At 69.1% G+C, this 23,249-nt stretch carries 23 protein-coding genes; 8 read left to right on the top strand and 15 right to left on the bottom strand.

Annotated elements, in window-relative coordinates:
- Window positions 1-156: 156 nt before the first annotated feature.
- The 3 genes from lpxC (at window position 157) to recN (ending at window position 3,837) form a co-directional block, all read left to right on the top strand.
- A complete protein-coding gene (lpxC, locus tag BUB57_RS01910) occupies window positions 157-1,131 on the top strand; it encodes a UDP-3-O-acyl-N-acetylglucosamine deacetylase (protein WP_073061079.1) in 975 nt (324 codons plus the stop codon).
- 155 nt (window positions 1,132-1,286) lie between these two features.
- Window positions 1,287-2,135, top strand: coding sequence for an outer membrane protein assembly factor BamD (locus BUB57_RS01905; protein WP_073061075.1), 849 nt, complete (start codon window positions 1,287-1,289; stop codon window positions 2,133-2,135).
- Window positions 2,136-2,169: 34 nt separating this feature from the next.
- Window positions 2,170-3,837 carry a DNA repair protein RecN gene (gene recN, locus BUB57_RS01900; RefSeq protein WP_073061072.1) on the top strand — a complete coding sequence of 556 codons (1,668 nt, stop codon included), beginning with the start codon at window positions 2,170-2,172 and terminating at the stop codon, window positions 3,835-3,837.
- A gap of 21 nt (window positions 3,838-3,858) precedes the next feature.
- On the opposite strand, the gene BUB57_RS01895 is transcribed toward recN, so the two are convergent.
- The 6 genes from BUB57_RS01895 to BUB57_RS01870 form a co-directional block, all read right to left on the bottom strand.
- Entirely contained in the window at window positions 3,859-4,374 is a 516-nt protein-coding gene (locus BUB57_RS01895) for a hypothetical protein (protein WP_073061069.1), read from the bottom strand.
- 53 nt (window positions 4,375-4,427) lie between these two features.
- On the bottom strand, window positions 4,428-5,312 hold the full coding sequence (gene mmsB / locus BUB57_RS01890; RefSeq protein WP_073061066.1) for a 3-hydroxyisobutyrate dehydrogenase: 885 nt from the start codon (window positions 5,310-5,312) through the stop codon (window positions 4,428-4,430).
- A gap of 2 nt (window positions 5,313-5,314) precedes the next feature.
- Window positions 5,315-6,316 (bottom strand): enoyl-CoA hydratase/isomerase family protein, encoded by a 1,002-nt coding sequence (locus BUB57_RS01885; protein WP_073061063.1) that lies wholly within the window; start codon window positions 6,314-6,316, stop codon window positions 5,315-5,317.
- Complete coding sequence (locus BUB57_RS01880; protein ID WP_073061060.1) at window positions 6,316-7,461, bottom strand: acyl-CoA dehydrogenase family protein; 1,146 nt, start codon at window positions 7,459-7,461, stop codon at window positions 6,316-6,318. The genes BUB57_RS01885 and BUB57_RS01880 overlap by 1 nt, the downstream gene beginning before the upstream one ends.
- An 85-nt stretch (window positions 7,462-7,546) precedes the next feature.
- The gene (locus BUB57_RS01875; protein ID WP_143159565.1) at window positions 7,547-8,815 is read right to left on the bottom strand and encodes a SulP family inorganic anion transporter; all 1,269 of its coding nucleotides are present in this window, start codon (window positions 8,813-8,815) and stop codon (window positions 7,547-7,549) included.
- A 71-nt stretch (window positions 8,816-8,886) separates the two neighbouring features.
- Window positions 8,887-10,386: a CoA-acylating methylmalonate-semialdehyde dehydrogenase gene (locus tag BUB57_RS01870; RefSeq protein WP_073061057.1), complete on the bottom strand. Its 1,500-nt coding sequence runs from the start codon at window positions 10,384-10,386 to the stop codon at window positions 8,887-8,889.
- A gap of 104 nt (window positions 10,387-10,490) precedes the next feature.
- On the opposite strand from BUB57_RS01870, the gene BUB57_RS01865 reads away from it, so the two are divergent.
- The 4 genes from BUB57_RS01865 (at window position 10,491) to BUB57_RS01850 (ending at window position 13,424) form a co-directional block, all read left to right on the top strand.
- On the top strand, window positions 10,491-11,399 hold the full coding sequence (locus tag BUB57_RS01865; protein ID WP_073061054.1) for a LysR family transcriptional regulator: 909 nt from the start codon (window positions 10,491-10,493) through the stop codon (window positions 11,397-11,399).
- Window positions 11,400-11,456: 57 nt separating this feature from the next.
- Window positions 11,457-11,897: a CBS domain-containing protein gene (locus tag BUB57_RS01860; protein ID WP_073061050.1), complete on the top strand. Its 441-nt coding sequence runs from the start codon at window positions 11,457-11,459 to the stop codon at window positions 11,895-11,897.
- A gap of 85 nt (window positions 11,898-11,982) precedes the next feature.
- A complete protein-coding gene (gene coaD / locus BUB57_RS01855; protein WP_073061047.1) occupies window positions 11,983-12,498 on the top strand; it encodes a pantetheine-phosphate adenylyltransferase in 516 nt (171 codons plus the stop codon).
- Window positions 12,495-13,424, top strand: coding sequence for a DUF2189 domain-containing protein (locus BUB57_RS01850; protein ID WP_084731909.1), 930 nt, complete (start codon window positions 12,495-12,497; stop codon window positions 13,422-13,424). Before coaD ends, BUB57_RS01850 begins: the two co-directional genes overlap by 4 nt.
- Before the next feature lie 62 nt (window positions 13,425-13,486).
- Here the strand turns inward: BUB57_RS01850 and BUB57_RS01845 are convergent, their stop codons facing one another.
- From BUB57_RS01845 to pyrC, 7 genes are all read right to left on the bottom strand, one after another.
- On the bottom strand, window positions 13,487-13,984 hold the full coding sequence (locus BUB57_RS01845; protein WP_073061044.1) for a bactofilin family protein: 498 nt from the start codon (window positions 13,982-13,984) through the stop codon (window positions 13,487-13,489).
- Window positions 13,974-15,146, bottom strand: a complete 1,173-nt coding sequence (locus BUB57_RS01840) for a DUF5930 domain-containing protein (protein WP_234951946.1) — start codon at window positions 15,144-15,146, stop codon at window positions 13,974-13,976. Before BUB57_RS01840 ends, BUB57_RS01845 begins: the two co-directional genes overlap by 11 nt.
- Before the next feature lie 249 nt (window positions 15,147-15,395).
- Complete coding sequence (locus BUB57_RS01835) at window positions 15,396-16,793, bottom strand: helix-turn-helix domain-containing protein (protein WP_073061038.1); 1,398 nt, start codon at window positions 16,791-16,793, stop codon at window positions 15,396-15,398.
- Window positions 16,794-17,007: 214 nt separating this feature from the next.
- Window positions 17,008-17,364 (bottom strand): DMT family protein, encoded by a 357-nt coding sequence (locus tag BUB57_RS01830; RefSeq protein WP_073061035.1) that lies wholly within the window; start codon window positions 17,362-17,364, stop codon window positions 17,008-17,010.
- Window positions 17,355-18,848 carry a replicative DNA helicase gene (locus tag BUB57_RS01825; protein ID WP_073061031.1) on the bottom strand — a complete coding sequence of 498 codons (1,494 nt, stop codon included), beginning with the start codon at window positions 18,846-18,848 and terminating at the stop codon, window positions 17,355-17,357. The genes BUB57_RS01830 and BUB57_RS01825 overlap by 10 nt, the downstream gene beginning before the upstream one ends.
- 203 nt (window positions 18,849-19,051) lie before the next feature.
- Window positions 19,052-19,720 (bottom strand): orotate phosphoribosyltransferase, encoded by a 669-nt coding sequence (locus tag BUB57_RS01820; RefSeq protein ID WP_073061029.1) that lies wholly within the window; start codon window positions 19,718-19,720, stop codon window positions 19,052-19,054.
- Window positions 19,717-20,760: a dihydroorotase gene (gene pyrC / locus BUB57_RS01815; protein ID WP_073061026.1), complete on the bottom strand. Its 1,044-nt coding sequence runs from the start codon at window positions 20,758-20,760 to the stop codon at window positions 19,717-19,719. Before pyrC ends, BUB57_RS01820 begins: the two co-directional genes overlap by 4 nt.
- 161 nt (window positions 20,761-20,921) lie before the next feature.
- Here pyrC and BUB57_RS01810 point away from each other — a divergent pair, with 161 nt between their 5' ends.
- On the top strand, window positions 20,922-21,230 hold the full coding sequence (locus BUB57_RS01810) for a hypothetical protein (protein ID WP_073061023.1): 309 nt from the start codon (window positions 20,922-20,924) through the stop codon (window positions 21,228-21,230).
- A 67-nt stretch (window positions 21,231-21,297) separates the two neighbouring features.
- Here the strand turns inward: BUB57_RS01810 and gap are convergent, their stop codons facing one another.
- Window positions 21,298-22,299, bottom strand: coding sequence for a type I glyceraldehyde-3-phosphate dehydrogenase (gap, locus tag BUB57_RS01805; RefSeq protein WP_073061020.1), 1,002 nt, complete (start codon window positions 22,297-22,299; stop codon window positions 21,298-21,300).
- A gap of 712 nt (window positions 22,300-23,011) precedes the next feature.
- A complete protein-coding gene (locus BUB57_RS16825) occupies window positions 23,012-23,155 on the bottom strand; it encodes a hypothetical protein (protein ID WP_200796390.1) in 144 nt (47 codons plus the stop codon).
- Window positions 23,156-23,249: the final 94 nt, after the last annotated feature.

Raw genomic sequence — 23,249 nt, 5'->3', positions numbered from 1 at the left:
GGCAGGTTAGGGGTAAAAACTTCCACATCCCCGCCAGCCCCCCGGTGGATGTTTCAATGAGTCACAAATCGTTAATTGAGGGTCCGGGGGCGGGTGCCTAACTGAGGGTCATCGGGATGCAGACCGCTGTTCCCGTTGAAGGAATGGACGAATACCATGCAAGCCACTCTTGCCACCTCGGCCCGGTTCACGGGCGTCGGACTCCACTCGGGGAAACCCGCGCGGCTGGTGATCCACCCGGCTCCGGCCGGGCATGGCATCGTGTTCCGCCGCACCGACCTGGGCGAGGGTGAAGGCGTGCGCATCCCGGCGCTATGGGATCACGTCGAGCCCTCGGCGCTGTGCACCCTGCTGCGCGGCAAGGACGGCGCCAGCGTCTCGACCGTCGAACACGTCATGGCGGCGCTGGCCGGTACCGGCGTGCATAATGCGCTGATCGACATCGACGGCCCCGAGGTTCCGATCCTCGACGGCTCGTCTGCGCCTTTCGTGCAGGGGATCCTGCAGGCCGGGCTGCGCTGCACGCCCGAGCCGCTGCGCGCGATCCGCGTGCTGCGCCCGGTCGAGGTGCATCAGGGTGCCGGTTTCGCGCGGCTGTCGCCCGCCGACCGCCTGCAGATGGAGTTCGTGATCGACTTTGCCGACGCCGCCATCGGCCATCAGGAAAAGCGGCTGGAGCTGGCGAACGGCGCCTTTGTCCGCGAGCTGATGGATTCGCGCACCTTCTGCCGGCAGGCCGATGTCGATTCGATGCAGGCCAGCGGGCTGGCGCTGGGCGGCACCTATTTCAACGCCGTGGTGGTGGATGGCGAGCGGGTGCTGTCGCCCGGCGGGCTGCGCCACCGCGACGAACCCGTGCGCCACAAGATGCTGGATGCGGTCGGCGACCTTGCGCTGGCCGGCGCGCCGCTGCTGGCGCGCTATACCGGCAACCGCGCCGGCCATGCGATGACCAACCGCCTGCTGCGCACGCTGTTCGCGACCGAGGGCGCTTGGGAATGGACCGAGCTGTCGCCCGAGGCACAGCAGCGGATGCTGGGCGCCGGCGTGCTCGGGCTGTGCCCGCCGGCCGCTGACACTGCGCCCGCCACCGCCGCCAAATCCGCCGCGCGCGCCCGCGCGGTCGCCTGAAACCGCGGCTCCGGCCGCGCGCCGGACCGCTGCCGGCGCGCGCCAATCTCTGCGACTTGCCCTTTTGCGCGCCCCCATGTTGTGTGATACGAGGGCCTGTCCCCGGTTTCGCGCCGGCGACAGGGCCGCATCTCGACGGGACGGACAGAACGAACATGGCATTCAGCAAGACGCGCCTCGTGCTCATGGCAGTCGCGGTGTCCCTTTCGCTTGCGGCCTGCGGCGGGGGCAACACCCCGGCCAGCAAGGGCGAGGCGCTGGACAATTTCACCGCCGAAGAGATCTACAAGCGCGGCGAATACGCGCTGGAAAACGAGCGCAAGCCCAAGGACGCGGTGCATTATTTCAGCGAGGTCGAGCGGCTTTACCCCTATTCCGAATGGGCCAAGCGCGCATTGATCATGCAGGCTTATTCCCACCACCGCGCCCGCCAGTACGAAGAGGCGCGGGGCGCCGCGCAGCGTTTCATCGACAACTATCCCGGCGACGAGGATGCGGCCTATGCCAAATACCTGCTCGCCCTGTCTTATTACGACCAGATCGACGACATCGGCCGCGACCAGGGGCTGACCTTCCAGGCGCTGCAGGGGCTGCGCGAGGTGATCGAGCAATACCCCGACACCGAATACGCCCGCTCGGCGGTGCTTAAGTTCGACCTCGCCTTCGACCATCTGGCGGCGAAGGAGATGGAGATCGGGCGCTACTACCTCAAGCGCGGCCATTACACCGCCGCGATCAACCGCTTCCGCGTCGTGGTGGAGGAGTTCCAGACCACCACCCACACCCCCGAGGCGCTGATGCGACTGACCGAGGCCTATCTGGCGCTGGGGCTGACCGACGAGGCGCAGACCGCCGGGGCGATCCTGGGTCACAACTTCCGGTCCTCGCCGTTCTACCAGGACGCCTATGCGCAGCTGCGCGGACGCGGGCTGGAGGCGGCGCCCAAGGGCGACAGCTGGCTGACGCAGGTCTATCGGCAGGTCATCCAGGGCAAGTGGCTGTAGTCGCGGGCCGGGCCTGACGGGCGCGAGGGGGCGGATGCTTCGCACGCTGGACATACGCGACATGCTGCTGATCGAGCGGCTGTCGCTGGATTTCGCGCCGGGGCTGAACGTGCTGACCGGGGAAACCGGCGCCGGCAAGTCGATCCTGCTGGACTGCCTGGGCTTCGTGCTGGGCTGGCGCGGCCGGGCCGAGCTGGTTCGCGCCGGCGCCGCGCAGGGCGAGGTGACGGCGGTGTTCGACCTGCCCGCCGATCACCCCGCCCGCGCCGTTCTGGCTGACGCCGGGATCGAGGCCGAGGATGAGCTGATCCTGCGCCGCGTGAACGCCGCCGACGGCCGCAAGACCGGCTGGGTCAATGACCGCCGCGTCTCGGGCGAAGTGCTGCGGGCGCTGTCGGATGCCTTGGTGGAACTGCACGGCCAGCACGACGACCGCGGGCTGCTGAACCCGCGCGGGCACCGGCAGTTGCTGGACGCGTCCGGCGGGCTGGATCCTGCCCCGGTGCGCGCCGCCTGGAACCGGCGCCGGCAGGCCGCGGCGGCACTGGCCGAGGCCGAGGCCGCGCTCGAGGCCGCCCGCAAGGAGGAAGACTTCCTGCGCCACGCCGTGGCCGAGCTGGAAAAGCTGGACCCGCAGCCCGGCGAGGAAGAAACCCTCGACATCGCGCGGCGCGGGATGCAGGCGGCCGAGCGGGTGCGCGGCGACGTGGCCCGCGCCTTGCAGATGCTGGCGGGGGAACCCTCGCAGCCCGGCGCCGAGAGGCTGATTGTCGAGGCCGCGCGCTGGCTGGAAGGCGCTGCCGACAAGTCCGCTGAGGGACTGGACGAGCCGCTGGCGGCGCTGTCGCGCGCCTCGATCGAGCTGGGCGAGGCCACGCGTGCCATCGAGGATGCGCTGGCGGCGATGGAGTTCGACCCCGCCACGTTGGAGGCCACCGAGGAGCGGCTGTTCGCCCTGCGCGCGCTGGCCCGCAAGCATGACGTGCTGCCCGACGATCTGGCCACGCTGGCCGGCGAGCTGTCGGCGCGGCTGTCGGCGCTGGACGCGGGCGAGGCGCGGCTGGGCGACCTGCAGCGCGCCGTGGCCGAGGCGGACGCCGCCTATGCCGCGGCGGCGGACGCGCTGGGCGCAGCCCGGCGCGCGGCGGCCAAGCGGCTCGACGCCGCGATGGCGGCCGAGCTGGCGCCGCTGAAGATGGAGCGCGCGGTGTTCCAGACCCGCATCGGCGACGGCGAGCCCGGCCCCGAGGGGCGCGATATGGTCAGTTTCACCGTCGCGACCAATCCCGGCGCGCCGGCCGGGCCGCTCGACCGCATCGCCTCGGGCGGCGAGCTGTCGCGGTTCCTGCTGGCGCTCAAGGTCTGTCTGGCGCGCGGAGGCGAGCCGCTGGTGATGATCTTCGACGAAATCGACCGCGGTGTCGGCGGCGCCACCGCCGATGCCGTGGGCCGGCGGCTGGCGCGGCTGGCCGAGGGCGCGCAGGTGCTGGTCGTCACCCATTCGCCGCAGGTCGCGGCGCTGGGCCAGCAGCATTTCCGCGTCGCCAAATCGGTGGCGGACGGGATGACCACCTCGCGCGTGACCGCGCTGGATGCGGGCGAGCGGGTCGAGGAGCTCGCCCGGATGCTGGCGGGGGAAGAGATCACCCCGGCCGCGCGCGCGGCGGCCGAGGCGCTGCTGGCGGCCGGGCGGCAGGGCTAGCGCCAGCCTGCACGCCGCGGGTCAGTCGAGGATCGCCTCGACCGCGCGGATCACCGCCAGCACCTTGGCGGTGCCAGAATCGACCCGCACCAGCTGCCCATCCACGATTGCATAGCGCTGCCCGTCGGGCGCGCCGGCCAGCCCGTAAAGCCCCGGCCGCCGCACCAGATGGGCGCGGTTCCAGTCCAGCACGCTGCCGACCCGCAGCCGCTTTGCCTGCCCGGGCGGGATGCACGAAGGGGATTTCTTCGCCAGCCCCGGCGGGCAATGCATCACCGTTGCCGGGGCGCGCCGCCAGTCGTCGTCCCGCTTGTCGTGGCGGTGGTCGTGCTGCCGGTCGTCGCGGTCGTCGTGGCGGCGGTGAGGGCGGCGGTCCTCGTCGCGGTCCCGGTGGTCGTGGCGCGCCACGCGCTCGCCCCCGTCGCGCAGCACATAGGCCGGCGTGCGCTTGCCGGCGTGATCGGGACGGTCGGCCGCGGCGATGCCCGGCAGGCTCAGCGCCACCGAGGCGGCGGCAAGGAATGCGGCCAGTTTCATCCTGAACCCTTTCTGCTGTGCCGGGTCAACGCCGCCGCCGCGCCGCGGTTGCGTCAGGCGCTGCCGGGGCCGCGGCCACGGGCGGAAAGCCGCGGCAGCATGGCCGAGAAGTCGCGGCCGCGCCCGTCCTCGTCCTCGACAAAGGCGGTGTAAAGCGCGGTGGCGAGCTGCCCCATCGGGGTGTCGGCATCGGCGCTTTCGGCGGCCTGCTGCGACAGCCGCAGGTCCTTCAGCATCAGCTCGGCCGCGAAACCGGGCTTGTAATCGTTGTCGGCGGGCGAGGTCGGCCCCACGCCCGGCGCGGGGCAATAGGCGTTCAGCGACCAGCTGTAGCCCGACGAGGTGGACACCACGTCGAACATCTTTTGCCGGTCCAGCCCCAGCTTGTCGGCCAGCGCAAACGCCTCGCAGGTGGCGATCATGGTCACGCCCAGGATCATGTTGTTGCAGATCTTCGCCGCCTGTCCCGCGCCGGATTCGCCGCAATGGACCGCCTTCTGCCCCATGATGTCGAACAGCGGGCTGACCGTGGCGAAGGCCGCGTCCGAGCCGCCGACCATAAAGGTCAGCGTGCCCGCCGCCGCGCCGCCGACCCCGCCCGAGACCGGCGCATCCAGCGCCCCCAACCCGGCCGCGACCGCCTGTTCGGCGACCGCACGGGCGCTGTCCACGTCGACGGTCGAGCAGTCGCAGAACACCGCGCCCGGCGCCATCGCCGGGATCACCTCGGCCGCGACGGCGCGCAGGATCTGCCCGTTGGGCAGCATGGTGATGATGACCTCGGCGCCTGCTGCGGCCTCGGCGGCGGTGGCGGCCGGGGTCACGCCCTCGATCACCGGGGCGGCCAGGTCGAAGCCTGCGACCTGATGCCCGGCGGCGGCCAGGTTGCGGGCCATCGGGCCGCCCATGTTGCCCAGGCCGATAAATCCGATCTTCATGTTCAGTTCTCCCACGTCAGGTCTTGGGGGCCGAGATCGGCCAGCATGGCGGTGACCGCTTCCGGGTCCGCGGGGGCGGACCAGTTCGGGTTGCGGTCCTTGTCGATGATCTGGGCGCGCACGCCCTCAAGGAAATCGCTCGATTCGGTGGCGCGATGGGTAAAGCGGTATTCGCGGCTGAGCGAGTCCTGGATGCGGCCGTCCTTGCGGGCGGCGCGGACCATCGCCAGCGTCGCGGCCATCGACAGGGGCGAGTTGCGGCGGATGGGCTTCAGCGAATCCTCGTCGCCCGCCGCCTCCAGCGCGGCCGTAATCTCGGCCACCGTGTCGGCCTCATAGGCCGACAGGTCGCGGGTGGCGAGCGGCGCGGGCGGAGGGGTCTGCCCTTGCAGCACCGCTACGTCGCCGGTTTCGGCTAGGCGGTCCTTGGCGGCTTCCCATTCCGCCTCAGGCAGGTAGAGATCGGCGAAACGCGCGTGGATCGCGTCGCCCGCGCCCATGCGGGCGCCGGTCAGCCCCAGATATTCGCCGATCCGCCCCGGCGCGCGGCCCAGCAGCCAGGTGCCGCCCACGTCGGGGATCAGCCCGATGCCGGATTCCGGCATCGCCACTTGGGTCGTGTCGCCGACCACCCGGTGGCTGGCATGGCCGCCCAAGCCCACGCCGCCACCCATGACGAAGCCCTGCATGAAGGCGACGATGGGTTTCGGGTAATCGGCGATGGCCGCGTTCATCCGGTATTCGTCGGAAAAGAACCGCTGCCCGACGCCGTGGTCGCCGGCGCGGCCGCCATGGTAGACCGCGGCGATGTCGCCGCCGGCGCAGAAGGCGCGCTCGCCCTCGCCGTCCAGGATGACCAGCTTGACCGCGGGGTCGTCGCGCCATTCGTCCAGCGCCGCGTGGACCGCGTTCGCCATGTCATGGGTCAGCGCGTTCAGCGCCTTCGGGCGGGTCAGGGTGATGCGGCCGGCGTTGCGGTCGCGGCGGATATGCAGGTCGTTCATCAGCCCCTCTCGGCCAGCATGGCGCGGCTGACGATCAGCCGCATGATTTCGTTGGTGCCTTCCAGGATCTGGTGGACCCGCAGGTCGCGGACGATCTTTTCCACCCCGTAGTCGGCCAGATAGCCATAGCCGCCATGCAGCTGCAGGCACTGGTTCGCCACCTCGAAGGCGCGGTCGGTGACATAGAGCTTCGCCATGGCGCAGAACTTGGTGGCGTCGGGCGCGCCCTGGTCCAGCTTCCACGCCGCCTGCCGCAGGAAGGTCCGCGAGGATTGCAGCGCGACCTCCATCTCCGCCAGGCGGAATTGCAAGGCCTGGAACTGGTCGAGGGTTTTGCCGAAGGCCTTGCGCTCGCCCATATAGGTGAGGGTGCGATCCAGCGCGGCCTGCGCGCCGCCCAGGGCGCCGGCGGCGATGTTCAGCCGCCCGCCGTCCAGCCCGGCCATGGCGTAGGAGAAGCCGCGGCCCTCGTCGCCCAGCAGGTTGTCGGCCGGGATCACGCAGTCGTCGAACTGCACCAGGCTGGTCGGCTGCGCCTGCCAGCCCATCTTGCGTTCCAGCGCGCCGAAGGACAGGCCCGGGGTGCCGTCCTCGATCACCACGGCCGAGATGCCCTTGGGCCCGTCCTCGCCGGTGCGGACCATGGTGACATAGACGTCCGAATAGCTGCCGCCGGAAATGAACGCCTTGGACCCGTTCAGGCGCCAGCCCTCGTTCGTGCGCTCGGCCCGCGTGCGCAGCGCCGCGGCGTCCGAGCCGCTGCCGGGTTCGGTCAGGCAGTAGGAGAACACCTTTTCCATGCTGCACAGCGCCGGCAGCCAGCGTTCCTTGTCCTCGGGCTTGCCGAACTTGTCGATCATGCCGCCGCACATGTTATGGATCGACAGGAACGAACCCACCGCGGGGTCGGCCATGGCCAGCGCCTCGAACACCAGCGTCGCGTCCAGCCGCGACAGGCCCGAGCCGCCGTATTCCTCGGACACATACAGCCCGCCGAAGCCCAGCTCGGCGATCCGGGGCCAGAGGTCTTTCGGGATGGTGCCGGCGGCTTCCCATTCGGACGAATGGGGCGCGATATGTTCGGCCCCGAAATCGCGCGCCATGTCGAAGATGGCCTGCTGTTCCTCGGTCAGTGCGAAATCCATACGAGCTCCCCTTTCGCGTGTCGTCTTGTGTGATGCGGCTGGGTTATTGCCGCAGTGTTGCAGAATGATTGCAGGGCGTTGGCGGCTATCTGCGGGGCGGGGTCCAGCCCGCGGGCGGCAGGCCGCGGCGGTTCATGCGGACCAGCAGCCCGGCGATGACGCCCGCGGCGATGGCGATGGTCAGGTCGGTGAACACGGTCAGCGCCAGCGTAAGCAGCAGCACCGCGCGGTCGCCGCGGCGGGCGTGCAGATGTTCGCCCCAGCGGCCCGGCTCGGCCATGTTCCAGGCGGTCAGCACCAGCACCGCGGCCAGCGCCGGCATCGCCAGATAGCCGGCCAGCGGGGCGGCCAGCAGCATCACCAGCAGGATGGTCAGCGCATGGACCACCCCCGCGACCGGGGTGCGCCCGCCCGCGCGCACATTGGTGGCGGTGCGGGCGATGGCGCCGGTCGCCGGCAGCCCGCCGAAGAAGACGGAACCGATATTGGCGATGCCCTGCGCCATGATCTCGGCATTCGGGCGGTGCTGGCCGCCGACCAGCCGGTCCGCGACCATGGCCGACAGCAGCGATTCGATGCCGGCGAGGAAGGCGATGGTCAGCGCCGACGGCAGCAGCTCGCCCATCCGCGCCAGTGTGATGCCCGAGGGCAGGGCAGGGGCGGGCAGGGTGCGCGGCAGCTCGCCAAAGCGCGAGCCCAGCGTCTCCACCGGCAGGCCGAAGATCGCGACAAGCAGCGAGCCCGCGGCGATGGCCACGATCAGCCCCGGCAGCCGCGGCGCGGCGCGGCGCAGCACCACGATCAGCGCCAGCGTGAACAGGCCGACGCCGACATCCGCCCAGCCGGCCGAGCCGCGCGCCTGCCACAGCACCGGGATCTTTTCCAGCATGGCGGCGGGCACGGCCCCGGTGTCCAGCCCGAAGAAATCGGCGATCTGGCTGGCGCCGATGATGACCGCGATGCCGATGGTGAAGCCGCTGATGACGGGTTCGGGGATCAGGCGGATCAGCCCGCCGACCCGCAGCAGCGCCGCCAGCACCAGCAGCGCCCCGGCCATCAGCGTGGCGATCAGCAGCCCATCCAGCCCGTGGTTCTGGATCACGCTGTAGACGACGACGATGAAGGCGCCGGTCGGCCCGCCGATCTGCACCCGGCTGCCGCCGAAGATGGAAATCAGCAGCCCCGCCACGATCGCGGTCACCGGCCCCGTCGCCGGCGGCGCCCCCGAGGCGATGGCGATCGCCAGGCTCAGCGGCAGCGCCACCATCGCCACGGTGATCCCGGCAAGGACATCGGCGCGCAGCGTCGGCGCGTCGTAATCCTTGAGCATGGTGACGATCTTGGGGGTCAGCATGGCAAAAAGCCCGGGATTGGAAAACGCCCCGCAACATGAAAGCTGCGGGGCGCGGGGTCAATCGGCGCGGATCAGTCCATCGCCTTGAAGTTGAAGGCGGCGCCTTCCTTGATGCCGCTGGGCCAGCGGCTGGTGACCGTCTTGGTGCGGGTGTAGAAGCGGAAGGCATCCGGCCCGTGCTGGTTCAGGTCGCCGAAGCCCGACTTTTTCCACCCGCCAAAGGTGAAATAGGCCAGCGGCACCGGGATCGGCACGTTGATCCCCACCATGCCGATGTTGCAGCGGCTGGCGAAGTCGCGGGCAGTGTCGCCGTCGCGGGTAAAGATCGCGGTGCCGTTGCCGTATTCGTGGTCCATCGCCAGCTTCAGCGCCTCGTCATAGGTCTTGGCGCGGATGGTGGTCAGCACGGGGCCGAAGATCTCGGTCTTGTAGATGTCCATGTCGGGGGTGGCATGGTCGAACAGCGACGGCCCGACGAAGAACCCGTCCTCATACCCCTGCAGGCTGAAGTCGCGGCCGTCCACCACCAGCTTGGCGCCCTGCTCGACGCCGGTTTCCACCAGCCGCAGGATGTTCTTCTTGGCGGCGGCGGTCACCACCGGCCCGAAGTCCACGTCGTCGCCGGCGGTATAGGGGCCGACCTTCAGCTTTTCGATGCGCGGCACCAGCTTTTCGATCAGGCGGTCGGCGGTTTCCTCGCCCACCGGAACCGCGACCGACAGCGCCATGCAGCGTTCGCCCGCGGCGCCATAGGCCGCGCCGACCAGCGCGTCGGCCGCCTGGTCCAGATCGGCGTCGGGCATGATGATGGCGTGGTTCTTGGCCCCGCCGAAGCACTGGGCGCGCTTGCCGGTCGCCGCGGCGCGTTCATAGATATATTGCGCGATCGGGGTCGAGCCGACGAAGCCCACCGCCTGGATCACTTCGGAATCGAGGATCGCATCCACCGCTTCCTTGTCGCCGTGGACGACCTGCAGCACCCCGTCGGGCAACCCGGCTTCCTTGAACAGCGCCGCGATCATGTTCGGCACGGTGGGGTCACGCTCGGACGGCTTCAGGATCACCGCGTTGCCCGAGGCCAGCGCCGGCCCCAGTTTCCACAGCGGGATCATGGCGGGGAAGTTGAACGGGGTAATCGCCGCGACCACGCCCAGCGGCTGGCGCATCGAATACATGTCGATGCCGGGGCCGGCGCCGTCGATGAACTCGCCCTTGAGCAGCTGCGGCGCGCCGATCGAATACTCGATCACCTCGAGCCCGCGCTGGATGTCGCCCTTGGCGTCGGGGAAGGTCTTGCCGTGCTCGGACGACAGCACCTCGGCCATCTTGTCCATGTCGCGGTTCAGCAGGTCGACCATCTTCATCATCACCCGCGCGCGGCGCTGCGGGTTGGTGGCGCCCCAGCCGACCTGCGCCTCGGCGGCGCGGGCGATGGCGGCGTCCATCTCGGCCTTGCTGGCCAGGTCGACCTTGGCCTGAACCTCGCCGGTGGCCGGGTTGTAGACATCGGCGGTGCGGCCGGATTTGCCGGGCGCTTCCTTGCCGTCGATCCAGTGGTGAACGGAACGCATGACGGATCTCCCCTGATTGCGGGCGCAGATTACCCTTGCGCAAACGCAGGCGTAAAGCGACGATCCGGCCAAACGGTTTTGCGGTTTTGCAACGGGTGGCGCGGATGGACTGGGACGATTTGCGCATCTTCCTGGCCGTCGCGCGCGAGGAATCGCTGTCGCGGGCCGGGCGGCGGCTGGGGATGGACGCCTCGACCATGGGGCGGCGGGTGGCGCGGCTGGAAACCGCGCTGGGCCGGGCGCTGTTCGCCAAGACCCCGCAGGGCTATGCGCTGACCCCCGAGGGCACCGCCCTGATTCCCCACGCCGAGGCCGCCGAAGCCGCCGCCCATGCCGCCGGCGAGGCGCTGACCCGCGCCGGGCTGACCGGGCAGCTGCGCATCGGTGCCCCCGACGGCTGCGCCAACTATCTGCTACCGCAGCTGGCGGCGCGGATGATGCGCGACCACCCGGGGCTGGAAATCCAGATCGTCGCCCTGCCGCGCGTCTTCAACCTGTCCCGGCGCGAGGCCGACATGGCCATCGCCGTCAGCCGCCCCCGCACCGGCCGCGCCACCGTGCAGAAGATCGCCGACTATCACCTGCACCTGGCCGGGCATCAGGACTATCTGCACCGCCACCCGCCGATTCGCAGCCGCGCCGACCTGCGCGGGCACAGCATGATCGGCTATATCCCCGACATGATCTTTGACCGCGAGCTCGACTATCTGGCCGAGACCGGCGCCGACCATGCGGCGCTGACCTCGAACTCGGTCAGCGTGCAGCTGCAGGCGATCCGGGCGGGGGCGGGGCTGGGCATCGTCCATGACTTCGCCATCCCCTTTGCCCCGGGGGTGCGGCGGGTGCTGGCCGACGACATTTCGCTGCGCCGGTCGTTCTGGCTGCTGCGGCCGGGGGACGACCTGCGCTCGGGCCGGTTGGCGCGGCTGGCCGAAGAGGTTGCCGCCGGGCTGCGGCGCGAGGTTGCGCGGCTGGAAGCGCAGGTGCAGGCGCAAGACGATGCGCACCCTTGACGAAACGACGCGCCGCAGCAACGCTGGATGGTGAAACGACCGCAGAAGGGGTGCGCCATGATCGTGAAGCAGATCCTTGCCATGAAAGCCGGGCCGGACGAGATCGTGATGATCGCGCCCGACACCCCCGTGGCCGAGGCGACCCGGCTGCTGTCCGAGCGCCGGATCGGGGCGGTGCTGGTCTCGTCGGACGGCAAGACCCCCGACGGGATCCTGTCGGAACGCGACATCGTGCGCGAACTGGGCCGCGACGGCGGCGTGGTGCTGAACCGCAAGGCCAGCGAGCTGATGACCCGCAACCTCAGCACCTGCGTCTGCGGCGACGATGCGCTGACCGTGCTGGAACGGATGACCAAGGGCCGGTTCCGGCACGTGCCGGTGGTCGACGACCACGGCAAGATGCTGGGGGTGATCTCGATCGGCGACGTGGTGTTCGCGCGGCTCAAGGAGCTGGCGGCGGAACAAGAGGCGCTGACCGGGATGATCATGGGCAACTGATTGCAGATTGCTGCGCCGCGGCGCTTGCAAAATGCGGTTGCTTACGATTTTGCAGGATGACGCAACCGTGAAACGGAGCAATCCCATGCGCATCGGCCTTTATCCCGGCACCTTCGACCCGATCACGCTTGGCCATGTCGATATCATTCAGCGGGCGACGACGCTGGTGGACCGGCTGGTGATCGGGGTGGCGATCAACCGCGACAAGGGGCCGCTGTTCACGCTGGAACAGCGCGTCGCCATGGTCGAGGCCGAATGCGCCGAGATCACCCGCGCCTGCGGGGTCGAGATCGTCGTCCATCCGTTCGAGAACCTGCTGATCGACTGCGCCCGCGACGTGGGCGCAAGGGTGATCGTGCGCGGCCTGCGGGCGGTGACCGACTTCGAGTACGAGTTCCAGATGGTCGGCATGAACCGGGCGCTGGATGCCAGCGTGGAAACCGTGTTCCTGATGGCCGACGCGCGGCGGCAGGCGATCGCGTCCAAGCTGGTCAAGGAAATCGCCCGGCTGGGCGGCGACGTGTCCAAGTTCGTGACCCCCCCGGTCCGCGCCGCGCTCGAGGGCAAGTTCCCCAACGGCAATGGAGTGAAACCCGGATGAGCGATCTCCCGGACCCGCGGCCGATTCCCGACCCCACGCGCCCGCCGCTGCCCGACCCGGCACCGGACCCCGCGCCGGGCATCCCCGAACGGCCCTATCGCCCCGCCGCGGTCCGGCAGGACATCACCCCCGACCCGATCCCCGACCCCGCGCTGATCGGGCTTGACGCCATCACCGGTTCGCTGCGGGCCGGCTGGCGGGATTTCCGCACCGCCCCGGCCTTCGGTCTGTTCTTTTCGCTGTTCTACGTGCTGGGCGGGCTGGTGCTGGCCGCGGTGGCGCTGGCCATGGGGCAGGAATGGTGGCTGATTCCCTTTGTCGTCGGCTTTCCGCTGATCGCCCCCTTTGCCGCCGTCGGCCTTTACGAGGTCAGCCGCCGCATCGAATCGGGGCTGCCGCTGGACTGGCCCGGGGTGCTGGGTGCGGTCTTTGCCCAGAAGGACCGGCAGGTGCCCTCGATGGCGATGGTGATCCTGCTGATGTTCATGTTCTGGGTCTTCGTCGCCCACACCATCTTTGCCATGTTCATGGGGGTGCAGTCGCTGACCAACATCACCAGCTCTCCCGAGCTGCTGTTGCAGGGGCGCGGGCTGGTGATGCTGGCGGTGGGCACCGCCATCGGCGCCGGTTTCGCGGCGGCGCTGTTTGCGATGACCGTTGCCGGCCTGCCGCTGCTGCTCGACCGCGAGGTGGATTTCATCTCGGCGATCATCGCCAGCATTGGGGCGGTGACCGCCAACCCGCTGGTGGCCGGCCTGTGGGCGCTGGTGATCGCGGCGATCCTGTTCGCGGGAATCCTGCCGCTGTTCCTGGGGCTGTTCGTGGCGCTGCCGGTGCTGGGCCATGCCAGCTGGCATATGTACCGCCACCTGCTGCCCGACGAGGATGAGACCGAGGCCGCCGCCGACCCGGGCTGGCTGAGCTGACTGGTTGAACTGAAAACGGGCGCCACCAAGGCGCCCGTCCGTGACTGCCGCGGTCGCCCGGATCAGGCGTCCACGTCGACCTTGGATGCGGCCGGCGGCGCCAGCTTCGGGGTCACGCCATTGCCCAGCGGGTCTTCCTGACGCTGGACCGAGCCCTCGAAATGCGCACCCGATTCGATGGCGATGGTCTTGTGGACGATGTCGCCCTCGACCCGCGCGGTGGCCGACAGGCGCACCTTGAGCCCGCGGACCCGGCCGACCACGCGGCCGTTGACGATGATCTCGTCGGCGACGATCTCGCCCCGGATGGTGGCGCTGTCGCCCACGGTCAGCTGGTGGGCGCGGATGTCGCCCTCGACCGTGCCCTCGATCTGCACGTCGCCCTGGGTGGTGATATTGCCCTTGACCGTCAGGTCGCTGGACAGGACCGACGGACCCGAGCGGGTGCGCACCGGCGGCGGCGCGTAATCCGACGGCGTGTCGATGACGGGGCGGCCCAGCTCTGCCTCCGGGGTCTGGGCGCGGGGTCCGGGTTCAGTGACGCGAGTCTTAGAAAACATTCTGTGCGGCCTTGATAAAGCTCATGGGGTTCACGGCCTTCCCGTCCACACGCACTTCGTAGTGCAGATGCGGACCGGTCGATCGGCCGGTATTGCCAATATCACCGATAAGCGTGTTGCGCGAGACTCTCTGGCCCTGTTTCACGCGGATTTTCGAAAGATGCGCGTAACGGGTCTCGGTGCCCAGCTCATGCTTGATCTTGATGAGGTTGCCGTAGCCGCGCTGCCAGCCGGCAAACACCACCACCCCGTCGCCGGTGGCAAAGACCGGGGTGCCGACCGGCGCGGCCATGTCGATGCCCTGATGCTGCCGCCCCCAGCGGGCGCCGTAATGCGAGCTGAAGCGGAAGGCCGATTTCACCGGCATCGCCAGCGGCAGCTTGCTGACCGCGATGCGGTAGTTGTCGAACTTGCCCAGCGAGACCATGACCTCTTGCGCGCGGGCCTCGTTCTCGGTGATCGCGGCGTTGCCGCGGGTCGAATAGCCCATGGGGGTCAGCGGCCCGCCGGTGCCGCCGTAGCCCTTGCGGACCGTAGCCAGCAGCCGGTCGCTGTCGACGCCGACCTTCTTGATCATGTCGTCCAGCGGCTTGACCGACTGTTCGACCGCGGCCTCGAGCTGGGCAAAGATTTCCTCGTTGCGGCGCAGGATCTCGTCACGCTCCAGCTCCAGCGCCTCGGCGGTGCGGACGGCCTCGGTCGCGCGCTGGTCGGCCTCGGCGCTGCGGGCGGCGATGGTTTCCAGCTCGCCCGACAGGATGTCCAGCGCCACCGACAGATCCTCGTCCGAACCCGGCGCCTGGGTGTCCGCCGCGGCCAGCCGGCGGTCGGCGTCCGCGTTGCGGGCCAGCGCATCATGCAGCGAGGCCTGGATCGCGCCGATGCCGCTTTCCAGTTCGCGGCGCTTTTCCTCTGAGGTAAGCAGCTGCGTCTGCATCGCGGAAAGCTGGTCCAGCGCGGCGGTAAAGCGGCTTTGCGCCGAGGCGGCCTCGGCCGCGCGGGCGTCGCGCTGGGCGATCAGCTCAGCCAGCTGCTGCTGGGTGGCGGTGGTCGCCGCGGCCTGCGGCCCGGCCCCCGAAACCCCCAGCGCATCCAGCGCCAGGATCGAGGTCGCCGCCATCGCCCAGCCCGTCACCACCACCATGCCGAACCGGCGCAACAAGGGGCGGAAGCCTGCCTGACCTGCGGTTGCGGCGGTGCTTGGCTGATCTGGTCCGGTCATGCAGGGCGATCCAATCTCGTTATCCAAGGGCAGCGCCCCGCAGCTGGCGTTTTCGTAGAGGAAACCGTGACAACGATGCAACGGTCGAAATTTTCGTGAGGGGGCGTAGGCGGAAATGCGCCAAAACTGCTCGCCGGATGGAACCGAATCGCGCGGAAACCCGCCGCTGCGGAAAAACCGTCTTGCGGCTCAGGCGATGGCGTAGGGCAGGGGGCCGGCGCGGTCGGCGGGAATCGTCACCTCGCGGTCGATCGGCGGGACTGATCGCTGGTGGCAATCCTGCCGCGGACAGATGCGGCAGCTGACCCCGATCTGCTCGTAGCCGGCCGGGTTCGACACATCCATGTCGTCGGCATAGGTCAGCGCGCGGGCGTGGGTGATCTCGCAGCCCAGGCAGATGGCAAAGCGGCGCACCGGCGCGCGGAATGAGCCGCCGGGCTTGGCCACCTCGCGCGACAGGCACAGGTAGCGCACCCCGTCCGGGGTCTGCGCCAGCTGCCGCAGGAACTGGCCCGGGGTTTCAAAGGCGCGATGCACGTTCCACAGCGGGCAGGCGCCGCCGAAGCGGGCGAATTGCAGCCGGGTGGCGGAGTGGCGCTTGGTGATGGTGCCGGCCTGGTCGACGCGCACGAAAAAGAACGGGATGCCGCGGTCGCCCGAGCGTTGCAGCGTCGACAGCCGATGCGCCACCTGTTCCAGCGAGGCGCCGAACAGATGCGCCAGCCGTTCCAGATCGTGGCGCTCGGCCCGGGCGGCGGCCAGAAAGGCGCGATAGGGCAGCAGCGCGGCGCCGGCGAAATAATTGGCCAGCCCCAGCCGGGCGATGTCGCGGGCGGCCTCGCTGCGGAACCGCGCCAGGTCCAGCGTCGCCTCCAGCAGGTCGGCGCGGGTCTCGCGCGCCACCAGGTTGAACAGCTGGAACACCTGCGTCGAGCGGTCGGTCAGCGTGTTCAGCGTCACCACATTGCCGTCGCGCAGGAACACCGAGCCGGGCGGCAGTTCGGCCGACTGCACGGTGATGCCGCGGGTGGCCAGCGCCGTCAGCGCCCGCGCCATCGGCTCGGCGCGCTTGCCCTCGGGGCAGGCGAAACGCTCGGCCGCGCGGTCCACGGCGTCGATGTAGTTGTCGCAGTAGTGGAAGAAGTCGCGCACCTCTTCCCAGGGCGAGCAGGCGGCGTTCTGGCCGGTGGCGCCAAAGGCCTCGTCCAGCGCCGCCAGCCGGTCCTGTCCGGCGCGATGGGCGCGGTAAAGATCGAGGAACGAGCGCACCAACCCCGGCGTGTTCGAGGCCGCCAGCCGCAGATCGGCCAGCGAGGGCGTGCCGTCGAACAACGGATCGGCCAGCGCCTCGGCCAGGTCCACCACCATGCGGTCGGCGTCCCCCGCCGCCATCGCGCCCACGTCCACCGCGAACTCGGATGCCAGCTTCAGCAGCACCCCGGCCGAGACCGGGCGGTGGTTGTTCTCCATCTGGCTGAGATAGGGCAGCGACACCCCCAGCCGGTCGGCGAACACCCGCTGGGTCAGCCCGTGGCGGTTGCGGGTCTCGCGCAGCGAGGCGCCGGCGTAGATCTTGTGGCTGGCCATCGGTTCCTCCTCCGGTTCGCTTGCAAACCCTGCATAGGCTTTGCAAACCCGAGTTTGGCAAGCCCGCCATACGCAGGGCAGCCATGCGCTTGCTGCATTGCAGCAATGCGGGCGGGGGGAGGCGATTGCCGGGAAAGCCCGGCGCAATGGTTCGTGGGAACCACGCACCCTACCGGGCGCGGGCGAGGTAGGGTGCGTGCTCTGCACGCACCACTTACCCCCAGTCGTGGAACACGAACCAGGCGCCGGCGCAGATCAGGGCAAAGCCGACGCTATGCTGCCAGCCCAGTTTCTCGCCCAGATACAGCCACGAGAATCCGGCAAAGACAGTCAGGCTGATGACCTCCTGAATGGTCTTCAGTTGCGCGGCGGAAAAATGCCCGTGGCCGATGCGGTTTGCAGGAATTTGCAAAACATACTCGAAGAACGCGATGCCCCAGCTGATCAGAATGACGCTCAGCAAGGGCGCGGTCTTGAACTTCAGATGCCCGTACCAGGCCAGGGTCATGAACAGGTTCGACGCCAGCAGCAGCCCGATGGTCACCACGGGGACGGGAAGGTTCAGCCCCATTGCTGGACGTGGTGCCGTTCAAGGTTGCCAAAGCGGGTGAAGCGGCCCTCGAAGCTGAGCTCGACGGTGCCGATCGGGCCGTGGCGCTGCTTGCCGATGATGACCTCGGCCTTGCCGTGCACCTGCTCCATCAGCTGCTGCCAGGTGGCCATCTTGTCCAGATCGTGGTCCGAGGGCTTTTCGCGCTCGCGGTAATATTCCTCGCGGAACACGAACATCACGATGTCGGCGTCCTGTTCGATACTGCCCGATTCGCGCAGGTCGGACAGCTGCGGGCGCTTGTCCTCGCGGCTTTCCACCTGTCGCGACAGCTGGCTGAGCGCGATGACGGGGATGTTCAGCTCCTTGGCGACGGCCTTGAGCCCTTGGGTGATCTCGCTGACCTCGTTGACGCGGCTGTCCTTGGCGGTGGCGGCGCGCAGCAGCTGCAGATAGTCGACGATCAGCAGGTCCAGCCCCACGGTGCGCTTGAGCTTGCGGGCCCGCGCGGCCAGCTGGTTGATCGGCAGCGCCGGGGTGTCGTCGATGTAAAGCGGGCAGTTCTGCAGCGCGTTCGCGGCCTCGACAAAGCGGCGGAACTCGTCTTCGGTCAGCTCGCCGCGGCGGATCATCTCGCTGGGGACCTCGGCGGCCTCGGACAGGATCCGCGCGGCCAGCTGGTCGGCGGACATTTCCAGCGAAAAGAACCCGACGATGCCGCCTTCGACCGTGCCGCGGCTGCCGTCGGGCAGCTCGCCCATCTTGTGCGCCTTGGCGACGTTGAAGGCGATGTTGGTCGCCAGCGAGGTCTTGCCCATCGAGGGGCGCCCGGCCAGAATCAGCAGGTCCGACTTGTTCAGCCCGCCCAGCTTGTGGTCCAGGTCCGACAGGCCGGTGGAAATCCCCGACAGCTTGCCGCCGCGCTGATAGGCGGCGTTGGCGTTGTCGACCGCCCCGGTCACCGCCTGCAGGAAGGACTGGAAGCCGCGCTCGGCCACCCCCTGCTCGGCCAGCTTGTACAGCGTCTGCTCGGCGGTCTTGATCTGCTCTTCGGCGTCGTCCTCCACGGTCATGGTGGCGGCGCGGGCGGCGATCTCGTGGCCCAGCCCGATCAGCTCGCGCCGCAGGGCGAACTCGCGGATCATCCTTGCGTAATCGCGCGCCGCAAAGGCCGACACCGCCGCCCCCGCCAGCCGCGCCAGATAGGCGGGCCCGCCCAGATCGCGCAGCCCGGCGTCATGTTCCATGAACGCCTTGATCGTCACCGGGCTGGCCAGCGCGTTGCGCACGATGCGCTCGGCGCACAGCTCGAAGATGCGGCGGTGCACCGGGTCGTAGAAATGGTCCGGCTTGATCAGCCGCGAGATCGAATCATAGACGTCGTTGTTGGTCAGCAGCGCGCCCAGCAGCTGCTGCTCGGCCTCGATGGAAAACGGCACGGCGGGCGTATCGGAATCCTCGGCCGACGCCATGCGGCGTGGTTCGAGCGCGCGAAGCTCGGTCATCTCATGTCCCCGATTCGAATGAGCCCATCTTATCCCACGACTGCGCGCGGCGGTCTACGGCTGCACAACCCTGTGGATAAGCTGTGGGCAGGCTGTGGAAGGCCCGCGCCTTCGGGCGGTTTCAAGTATCCTCGGGGGAAGCGGCCAAGGGCCGCGCGGGGGCAGACAGCCCCCGTCCGACCGGGCCGCTGCCGCCGCCGGTCCTACGGATGCGCTGCCTGCCAGCCGCGGGGATCGTGCAGGAACGCCTCGACCTCGGCGATGGTGGCCGCGTCGAACGAGCCTTGCGCCTTGGCCTCGGCCAGAACGTCCCACCAGGTGCACAGGTGATGCAGGGCGACGCCGTGATCGGCCAGCCGCTGCGTGGTTCCCGGGAAGATTCCGTAGTAGAAGATCACCGCCGTGTGGGCGCAGCTCGCCCCGGTCTCGCGGATCGCATCGACAAAGGACAGTTTCGAGCCGCCGTCGGTGGTCAGGTCCTCGACCAGCAGCACCCGCTGCCCCTCGCGCATCTCGCCCTCGATCCGGGCGTTGCGGCCGTAGCCCTTGGGCTTCTTGCGCACATAGCTCATCGGCAGGCCCAGCCGCTCGGCCACCATGGCGGCAAAGGGGATGCCCGCGGTCTCGCCCCCGGCGATGTTGTCGAACGCCTCGAACCCGGCATTGCGGCAGACGGTCGCGGCCATGAAATCCATCAGCGTGCCGCGGATGCGCGGGTGCGAGATCAGCTTGCGGCAGTCGATATAGGTCGGCCCCTTCTGCCCCGAAGCATAGGTGAAGGGCTCGGCCGAGAAATGCACCGCCTTGATTTCCAGCAGCATCCGCGCGGACAGCCGCGCCATCTCCTCGGCGGTGGGAAAGCTCAGGCTCATGCGTCGTCCTCGATATGCCAGTGGACCGGGAAGCCGGGGTCGAACACGGTGACGGTCTCGCCGCCGGCGGTGATGCGCTCGGGCCAGCGCGCCGGTTCGTCGCGGCGGACCAGGCTGATGTGATCCGGGTTCGGGTCCAGCCCGTAGAACGCGGCGCCGTGCAGGCTGGTGAACCCCTCCAGCCGGTCCAGCGCGCCCGCCTGCTCGAATACATGCGCGCAGATCTGCAGCCAGTTCGGCGCGGTGAAGCAGCCGGCGCAGCCGCAGGCGCTTTCCTTGGCGCGGTCGGGGTGCGGCGCGCTGTCGGTGCCGGTGAAGAAGCGGGGATCGCCCGAGGTCGCGGCCTCGACCAGCGCCAGCCGGTGGCTTTCGCGCTTGGCGACCGGCAGGCAGTAGTAATGCGGCCGGATGCCGCCGACGAGGATATGGTTGCGGTTGATCACCAGGTGATGGGTGGTGATCGTCGCGCCGATATTGTCGCCCGACCGCACATAGGCGACGCCGTCGGCGGTGGTCACATGCTCCATCACCACCCGCAGCCCGGGGGTGGCGCGGCGGATCGGTTCCAGCACGCGGTCGATGAACACCGCCTCGCGGTCAAAGATGTCGACCGCCGGGTCGGTGACCTCGCCATGCACGCACAGCGGAATCCCGGCCCCGGCCATTGCCTCGAGCACCGGGCGCACGCGGTCGAAATCGCGCACCCCGCTGGCCGAGTTGGTGGTGGCGCCCGCCGGATACAGCTTGACCGCGGCGATGATTCCCTGCGCGTGGGCCGCCAGCACGTCGGCCGGATCGGTGGCCTCGGTCAGATACAGCGTCATCAAGGGACGCAACGTCACATTTTCCGGCAACGCCGCCAGGATGCGGTCGCGATAGGCTGCCGCCTCGGCCCCGGTCACCACCGGCGGCACCAGGTTCGGCATGATGATCGCGCGGCCCAGCCCGGCGGACCACGGTGCCACCGCGGCCAGCATTTCCCGGTCGCGAAGATGCAGATGCCAGTCGTCGGGGCGGCGGATGCGCAGCTTTGTGTTCATGGCCCCGGGTCTATACCGAAGCGCGCGGCGTTATCCAGTGGGGACGCGATGTCGGAACCCCCCTCAGCAGCGGGGTAGCCGGAAATATGTCTGGCATTTTTCCGCCGTCGGGCGCAGCAATACCGGCAGTGATCGCAGAGTCTGCGAAAAGGAATGAGAAGATGAACGGCTTTCAGTTTCCACCTGCCCTGCCGCTGCGGCTGATGGGCGATCTGTGTCGCATGGGAATCGAGGCGCAGTTCGTGATCACCATGCGCACCGCGGGGCTGCTGGGAATGGTGCCGCATCGGCCCAGCGAGAATCTGCGGATGGTGACGGAAAAGACCGACGCCTATCGCGAATCCCTGTCGGCGGCGTTCCGCTCGGCGGCCAAGGGGCGGCGGGCGGACCAGATCCTCAGCGCGGCGCTGCGGCCCTATGGGCAGCGCACCAGGGCCAATGCGCGGCGGCTGTCCTCGTCGGGCAAGTGAAACCCTGCGCGTGAAACGAAAAGGCCCGGCACGCGCCGGGCCTTTCGTCATTCAGGGCCTGGGGCGCTCAGATCAGCTTGCCCATCGCCACCGCGGTGTCCGACATGCGGTTCGAGAAGCCCCATTCGTTGTCGTACCAGGTCAGGATGCGGACCAGCCGGCCTTCCATCACCTTGGTCTGGTCCATGTGGAAGACCGAGGAATGCGGGTCGTGGTTGAAGTCGATCGAGACCAGCGGCTGGTCGGTATAACCGAGGATGCCCCTGAGCGGGCCGTCGGCCGCCGCGCGGATCGCGTTGTTGATTTCCTCGACCGAGGTATCGCGCGCGGCCTCGAAGGTCAGGTCCACGACCGAGACGTTCGGCGTCGGCACCCGGATCGCCACCCCGTCCAGCTTGCCCTTGAGTTCGGGCAGCACCAGCCCCACCGCCTTGGCAGCGCCGGTCGAGGTCGGGATCATCGACAGCGCCGCGGCGCGGGCGCGATACAGGTCCTTGTGCATCGTGTCCAGCGTCGGCTGGTCGCCGGTATAGCTGTGGATGGTGGTCATGAAGCCGCGGGTGATCCCCACGGTGTCGTTCAGCACCTTGGCGACCGGCGACAGGCAGTTCGTGGTGCAGGATGCGTTCGAGACGATGACATCCTCGGCGGTCAGCGTGTCATGGTTGACGCCATAGACGATGGTCTTGTCGGAATTGTCGCCGGGGGCCGAGATCAGCACCCGCTTGGCGCCGTTCTGCAGATGCGCCTGCGCCTTGTCGCGGCTGGTGAAGATGCCGGTGCATTCCATCACCACGTCGACATGGCCCCAGGGCAGGTCGGCCGGGTTGCGTTCGGCCGAGACCTTGATCGGGCCGCGGCCCACGTCGATGGTGTCGCCCGCAACCTTGACCTCGGCCGGGAAGCGCCCATGCACCGAATCGTAGCGCAGCAGATGCGCGTTGGTTTCCACCGGGCCAAGATCGTTGATCGCCACGACCTCGATGTCGGTCCGGCCTGATTCGATGATCGCCCGGAGAACGTTGCGCCCGATCCGGCCAAAGCCGTTGATAGCTACCTTGACAGCCATGTTAGTCCTCTCCAACCGCAGGTCTCCGCGCGCAAGGCAATGCCCAATATGGCGGGGGATTGCAATCAGCCGCGCGAAATGCCGCCGAAAGGGGGCCTCTGCCGGAGGATGGGGCCCGGCTGGCGGGCGAGGGGCTGGCGGGTCCTGCTGCCGGGGGCGGTGCGGGGCCGGGTGGGGATTCGACTGTATGGTTGCCGCAGTAGGGGCGCACCAGCGGGTAGCTGTGTCGGGTGGCAGGGCGTCGGTCCATCCGTCGGGGCGGTGCGGGACCGGGTGAGGATTCGGTCGCATGGTTGCCGCAGTAGGGGCGCACCAGCGGGTAGCTGTGTCCGGTGGCAGGGCGTTGGTCCATCCGTCGGGGCGGTGCGGGACCGGGTGAGGATTCGGTTGCGTGGTTGCCGCAGCAGGGGCGCACCAACGGGGAGCTGTGTCGGGTGGCGGGTTGGCCCATGGGCCGGGGGCTTGATCGGCACCGGCTCGTTGATGATCGCGGCGACGCGGGCGGGGTCGATGTCAGCCTTGAACCGCTTGTCCAGCGCGGCCAGCGCGCCGTCTTGGCTGACGCCGTGCAGTTCGTTGAGGACCAGCGCGATCCGGTCGGGCGAGCCGTGGGACTCCAACAGCCGGCGGCTTTCTCGGTCTGCGGTGCGATATGGGCGCACGGGTGGGCAGAGCGGTTGCGGCAGCACGGCAAGGCCCGCGATGCTGCGGCTCAGCGCCAGAAGCTGACCCATTCGATGAAGACCAGCATCTGCCGGCCCAGGAATAGCGGCAGGTTCCAGTGCAGCACCAGCGCGCCCAGTGCGAACAGCCCCAGGATCATCAGCGCCAGCACGGCCGCGATCATGTTGGTCATTTGGGACGGCCCCGGTTCCTGAAAACATGCCTGGAATGCGGTCCTGAATAGTCGCCCGCCGCCGCGGCTGGCAAGTGGTCCGCCGCCGTGGCTG

The organism is Paracoccus solventivorans (assembly GCF_900142875.1).
GTDB lineage: Bacteria > Pseudomonadota > Alphaproteobacteria > Rhodobacterales > Rhodobacteraceae > Paracoccus > Paracoccus solventivorans.
Note: the sequence above shows the minus strand (reverse complement) of the source record. Positions and strands in the feature narration are given on the sequence as shown.